We start from the raw sequence: 5,666 nt of genomic DNA, 5'->3' as shown, positions 1-5,666 counted from the left end.
TCAAGCACAACACGCCTTACGTGTTGTGCAAATGTCTGGTGGGTGGGTTTTGTTTATAAGAGACCGGGCGCACCCCGCCGCCCGTCCCCCCGCTCATCCGGCGAGCGGGGCGACGGCCTGCTGCGGCTCCTCCTGTCCGGTCTGCGTCCCGGCGTCGGGCCGGGCGGGCGAGGGGATGAAGAGCGAGAGGACCGCGGCGCCCTCGACCACCGCGACACCGACCCAGATCGCGGAGGTCATCCCGTGCACGAAGGCGCGGGCGGAGTCGAAGGGGAAGGCGTGCACCACGGTGAACCGGGCCTGGAACACCGTGGTCAGGACGGCGATGCCGAGCGCGCCACCGATCTCCCGGACCGTGTTGTTGGCGCCCGAGGCCTTGCCGTGCTCGTGCGGGCGCACCGCGCCGAGCACCACGGCCATGGTGGGTGCGAAGACCAGGCCCATCCCGATGCCGGAGACGGCGAGTGCCGGTACCAGGCGGGGGTAGGACAGGTCGACCGAGGCGATCGACGCGATCCAGGCCAGCCCGGCGCCCTGCAGGGCCAGACCCATGGCCATCAGCCGGTGGCCGCCCACCCGGTCGATCAGCAGCCCGGCCACCGGCGCCACCAGCATCGGCATCGCTGTCCAGGGCAGGGTGCGCACCCCGGCCTGCAACGGCGAGAAGCCGAGCGAATCCTGCATGTACTGGGCCAGGAAGAAGATCGAGCCGAAGACGCCGAAGTACATGGCCAGCGAGACGATGTTGCTCAGCACGAAGGCGGGCTCGCGGTAGAACCGCAGCGGCAGCAGCGGCACCGAGGCCCGGCGTTCCCAGCGCACGAACGCCACCAGCAGCAACGCCGCCGCACCGAGCGGCACCAGTACGGCCGACGACCCCCACCCGGCGGTGGCGACCTGGACGATTCCCCAGACGGCCAGCGTGACCACCGCCGCCACCAGCACCATGCCGGGCAGGTCCAGGCCGCGGTCCTCGCCGGTCGACTCCCGGACCGACACCAGCACCAGCGGGATCGCGACGAGGGCGACCGGGATGTTGATCCAGAAGATCCACTGCCAGGCAAGGCCCTGGGTGACCAGACCGCCCACCAGCGGGCCCAGCGCCACACCGAGTCCGTTGACCCCGCCCCACAACCCGACCGCGGCGCTGCGTCGGGCGGCCGGCACCGCGCCGACCACGAGGGTGAGCGAGAGCGGCTGGACGGCGGCGGCACCGACGCCCTGGAGCACCCGCGCCGCCACCAGCACGGTGCCCGAGGCGGCGAGCGCGCAGCCGACCGAACCAAGGCTGAACAGCACGATCCCGGCGACGAACGCCCGCCGCCGGCCGTAGCGGTCACCCAGCGTGGCGCCGGTCAGCAGCAGACCGGCGAAGGCCAGGATGTAGCTGTTGACGACCCACTGGAGACCGCCCACCGAAATGGTCAGACTCTTGGCGATCTCGGGCAGGGCGTTGGTCACGAGTAGGTTGTTCAGCGAGACCATGAACATCGGGAACGAGGCGCCGAGAAGCGCCAGTGCGGTGCGCTGCCTCCTGGCCATCTAGTCCCCCCGGGCGCTCGCCGGGCGCTCGCCGCGGCTCACGCGGTCCAGCCCGGGTTGCGGCCGCTGACCGCCAGCGCCCGCTCCAGCGCCGACGACGTCTCCGGGACCGCCACCGCCGATCCGAACATGCCGTGCTGCCGGGTCTCCTCGGCGGTCTCCTCGACCAACCGCAACGTCGCCTCGGCGACAGCCGGGTCGCAGTCGAAAGGCTGTCCGGTCGCCCGGGCGAGGTCCCAGCCGTGCAGCACGAACTCGCACAGCGTCTTGCCGCCGATGACGGTGGCGGGCACCTGGATGAAGCCGAGGTCGGCGACGCCCTCCCAGGCCGCGTCCGGCTTCCAGGCGGTGAGGCTGCGGTCTATCCAGCGCAGGTACTCCGCGCGCCAGTCGCCCGTCATGTGGTCGGTCTGCTCGTCCGGACGGCCCGAGGCGAGCGGTGCCCGCAGCCCCACCCCTTCGATGATCGGCGACCAGGCGATGAGGTGGTTGATCAGCCGGCGCACGTCGAACTCGTGGCACGGGGTGGGCGCGCCGAGCTGCCCGTCCTCGACGGTGCTGACGACGCGGGCCATCGTCTCGGCGGCTGCCGACAACTGGTCCTGCAAGTACATGATGAACTCCCTGTCGGGCCCGGGCCCGTGGTCAGTGGCACAGCCTGATCGTCACCTGGAGGCGGGTGTCGGGCTTCGGCGGATGCTGGATCGGCGGCGGGAAGCGCCAGTCACGGGTACCTTTCTGACCGAGGTACTTCCCGCTGGTTCCCACCACGTCGAAGTGCGCGGTGGCCCCGTCGAACATGGCGAAGCGGTCGACGATCCCGCTGTCGCTGAAGGTGCCGTCCGGCAGCTTGACCGTCTCGTAGTACTGGGTCATCAGATGGCCGTCGGAGGGGCGTTGGTAGATGCCGCTGACGAAGCCGACCGCGTGTCCGACGACTTTGCCCCGCGGGTCGTAGAGGTCGTCGTAGTAGACCAGGCTCTCCCCGACGTGCTGGACGGGAATGGTCAGTGACTCGCCGACGTACCGGTGGTTCACGGTCGCCTCGGTGAGGTCGTCGATCACCGTGCACCGCCGCTGCGCCGGCGCCCCGGCGGCGCTACTGCCGCTGAACGCGAGGGCGCAGAAGAGCACCGAGGCGAGAACGACGGCCATCGCCGCCGCCAGCGCCGGGTGTGCGGTCAGCCTGCCGCGGACGACCATGGGCGTGGCCTCCTTTCGCACCGTGCGTTCACCAGGTGACCGGGAGCTCGTGGACGCCGTAGAAGTTGCTGACGTTCTTGAACCGCAGCTCGTCGAAGGGCACCGCCAGGCGCAGGTCCGGGATCCGGGAGAAGACGGTGGTGTAGGCGACCTGGAGTTCCAGCGCGGCCAGGTTCTGGCCGATGCACTGGTGGATGCCGAAGCCGAAGGCCATGTGGCGCCGGGCCTCCTCCCGCGCCACGTCGAGCCGGTCGGGGTCGGCGAAGACCGCGCCGTCCCGGTTGGCCGCGCCGTTGGGGGCGATCACTCCCTCGCCGGCCTTGATCAGCACCCCGTCGAGTTCGATGTCCGCCGTGGCGACCCGGCTGGTGGCGTAGTCGGAGACGCTGAAGAAGCGCAGCAGCTCGTCCGCCGTCCGGGGGGCGATCGAAGGGTCGGCGACCAGCTTCGCCCGCTCCTGGGGGTGTTCCAGCAGGGCGAGGACCCCCAGCGCGATCATGTTCGCCGTGGTCTCGAACCCGCCGGTGAGCAGCAGGGTGGCGAGGCCGGACAGGTGGGCGTGGTCGTAGGTGCCGGCGTCGCGGTACTTCTTGATCAGACGGCTCAGCAGGTCGTCCCCGGGGTCGGCGTCCTTCTTGACCACCAGGTCGCCGAGGTAGGCCTGGACCTCCTTCAGCGCCTTGGTCCGCTCCTCCACGCCGGCCTGGAGGTCGACGACGATGGTGGTGCGCTCGTGGAAGAGCTCGCGGTCGGCGTAGGGCACGCCCAGCAGCTCGCAGATCACCAGTGTCGGCACCGGCAGCGCCAGCGCCTCCACCAGGTCGACGGTCCCGCCCGCGGCGAGCATCTCGTCCACGCAGCCATCCACGATCTCCTGGACCCGCGGGCGCAGTGCCTGCATCCGCCGGGCGGTGAACTCGTTGACGAGCATGCGCCGGTGCTCGGTGTGCTCCGGCGGGTCCATCCAGGTCAGGAACCCGGGCGGTCGGTGGGTGAAGGTCGCCTGCTGGGGGATGACGCCCGGGTAGCCGGGGTGTGCGCGGTCGACGCTGACCCGCGGATCGGCCAGCAGCTGACGCGCGAGGTCGTGCCGGGTGACCAGCCACGCGGTCCGGCCGGTCGGGAGGAGGACCCGGGAGACCGGCTCCTCCTCGCGCAGCCGGGCGTACTGTTCGGGCGGCTGGAACGGGCACTTCCTCGGCATGGGGAACGCCGGCGGTTCGGAGTCCGCCGCTTCTCTCTCGACGGTTTCAGTCACGTTCGTACCTTTCCGTTGCGCGTCCCGGCACCTGCTTTCGCGTACCGAATCGACCACGGGCGGCTAAAGGCGGTCTTGTCCCGCCCTTGCGCACGTGCCCTGGTGCGCGTCGCGGGGGCGCAAGTCTCGGAAAAGACCTGCTTAAGCCCGCGAACCGACACTCGGACTCCGGCCGGCCACGGCCGAATCACGCGTCGCGCAGGCGAGTCGAGGGAAGGCGGCAGGATGACCGAGCCAGTCGGAACGGGCACGACCCCAGCGGAGTTGCAGGCGTTCCCCATGCCGAGGAAGTGTCCGTTCCACCCCTCCGAGCAGTACGCCCGGCTGCGGGAGGAGGAGCCGGTCTCCCGGGTTCTGCTCCCGACCGGTCGGACGGCCTGGCTGGTCACCCGGCACGACCTCGCGCGTCAGCTGCTGGCCGATCCGCGGGTCAGCGTCGACCGCGGACACCCCGGCTACCCGGCCCTGGTGGCCGGTCTCAAGGGCGTCAGCACCCAGGTCAAGGGCTTCCTGACCTGGATGGACCCGCCGGAGCACACCGAGCACCGGCGCATGCTGGTCAACGAGTTCACGGCGAACCGGCTGCAGGCCCTGCGCCCCAAGGTGCAGGAGATCGTCGACGGCTGCGTCGACGCCATGATCGCCACCGGCCCCGGGGCCGACCTGGTTCCGGAGCTCGCGCTCGCGGTGCCGTCACTGGTGATCTGCGAGCTGCTGGGCGTGCCCTATGCCGACCGCGACCTCTTCCAGCGCCGCTCCAGCGTGCTGGACAGCCGCAGCAGCACGCCCGAGGAGAAGATGACGGCCTTCCGCGACCTGCGGGTCTTCATCGGGGAACTGGTCGCCAAGAAGGCCGTCGAGCCGGGCGAGGACCTGCTCAGCCGGCTGATCGGCAAGTACCGCGAGGCCGGCACCTACGACCACGAGCTGGTGAGCGGACTCGCCACCCTGCTGCTCACCAGTGGTTTCGAGACGACGGCGAACATGATCTCGCTCGGTGTCCTCGCCCTGCTGGAGTACCCGGAGGAGCGCGCCCGGCTCGTCGCCGACCCCTCGATCGCGTCCCGTGCGGTGGACGAACTGCTCCGCTTCTTCAGTATCGCCGAGGTCTCCACCAGCCGGGTGGCCGCGGCGGACATCGAACTCGGCGGAGTGCTGATCAAGGCCGGCGAGGGGGTGATCGTGGCCAACGGCGCGGCCAACCGGGACGCCGCGGTCTTCCCGGACCCCGACCGGCTCGACCTGGGCCGGGAGGAGGCCCGGCACCATGCGGCTTTCGGCTACGGCATCCACCAGTGCCTCGGCCAGAACCTGGCCCGCCTCGAACTGCAGGTCGTCTACACCACGCTGTTCACCAGGCTGCCCTCCCTGAAACTGGCCGCGCCGTTCGAGGAGTTGCGGTTCAAGAACGACACCAACTTCTACGGGGTCCACGAGGTCCCGGTCACCTGGTGAGTGCCGACTGGTGACTGCCGGGCGAGCACACGGCGGTGGGGCGACGGGCCCGCCGGAGCGGGGGACCACCTGACGGGGTGGTCCCCCGCTTCCCTGTGCTCACGGTCGGCACGCCACCCCGTTATGTTCTTCGCGGTCCTGCAATGGGACCGCTGGCCTCCGGGCCCGGCATGACTGTTGCCCCCTGTCGAAGGCATGACCTGGGGGG

At 70.6% G+C, this 5,666-nt stretch carries 5 protein-coding genes; 1 reads left to right on the top strand and 4 read right to left on the bottom strand.

Features of this window, described 5'->3' with window-relative positions; all coding sequences use genetic code 11:
* Positions 1 to 93 precede the first annotated feature (93 nt).
* From ACFV3R_RS34420 to ACFV3R_RS34405, 4 genes are read right to left on the bottom strand one after another with little or no spacing between them, the layout of a single operon-like run.
* Positions 94 to 1,542 carry an MFS transporter gene (locus tag ACFV3R_RS34420; protein ID WP_385591461.1) on the bottom strand — a complete coding sequence of 483 codons (1,449 nt, stop codon included), beginning with the start codon at positions 1,540 to 1,542 and terminating at the stop codon, positions 94 to 96.
* A gap of 38 nt (positions 1,543 to 1,580) precedes the next feature.
* Entirely contained in the window at positions 1,581 to 2,156 is a 576-nt protein-coding gene (locus ACFV3R_RS34415; RefSeq protein WP_385591459.1) for a TIGR03086 family metal-binding protein, read from the bottom strand.
* Positions 2,157 to 2,187: 31 nt separating this feature from the next.
* On the bottom strand, positions 2,188 to 2,745 hold the full coding sequence (locus tag ACFV3R_RS34410; protein WP_385591457.1) for a hypothetical protein: 558 nt from the start codon (positions 2,743 to 2,745) through the stop codon (positions 2,188 to 2,190).
* A gap of 28 nt (positions 2,746 to 2,773) precedes the next feature.
* Positions 2,774 to 4,003: a cytochrome P450 gene (locus ACFV3R_RS34405; RefSeq protein WP_385591454.1), complete on the bottom strand. Its 1,230-nt coding sequence runs from the start codon at positions 4,001 to 4,003 to the stop codon at positions 2,774 to 2,776.
* A gap of 225 nt (positions 4,004 to 4,228) precedes the next feature.
* Between ACFV3R_RS34405 and ACFV3R_RS34400 the strand changes: the two genes are divergently transcribed.
* Positions 4,229 to 5,458, top strand: a complete 1,230-nt coding sequence (locus ACFV3R_RS34400; RefSeq protein WP_385591452.1) for a cytochrome P450 — start codon at positions 4,229 to 4,231, stop codon at positions 5,456 to 5,458.
* Positions 5,459 to 5,666: the final 208 nt, after the last annotated feature.

Source organism: Streptomyces sp. NPDC059740, assembly GCF_042733155.1.
GTDB lineage: Bacteria > Actinomycetota > Actinomycetes > Streptomycetales > Streptomycetaceae > Streptomyces.
This window is presented reverse-complemented; position numbering and strand designations above follow the sequence as displayed.

Bases quoted from the DNA above. Each gene is read 5' to 3' on its own strand.
- ACFV3R_RS34410 (WP_385591457.1), bottom strand. From the start codon at position 2,745: ATGGTCGTCCGCGGCAGGCTGACCGCACACCCGGCGCTGGCGGCGGCG.
- ACFV3R_RS34420 (WP_385591461.1), bottom strand. From the start codon at position 1,542: ATGGCCAGGAGGCAGCGCACCGCACTGGCGCTTCTCGGCGCCTCGTTC.
- ACFV3R_RS34400 (WP_385591452.1), top strand. From the start codon at position 4,229: ATGACCGAGCCAGTCGGAACGGGCACGACCCCAGCGGAGTTGCAGGCG.
- ACFV3R_RS34415 (WP_385591459.1), bottom strand. From the start codon at position 2,156: ATGTACTTGCAGGACCAGTTGTCGGCAGCCGCCGAGACGATGGCCCGC.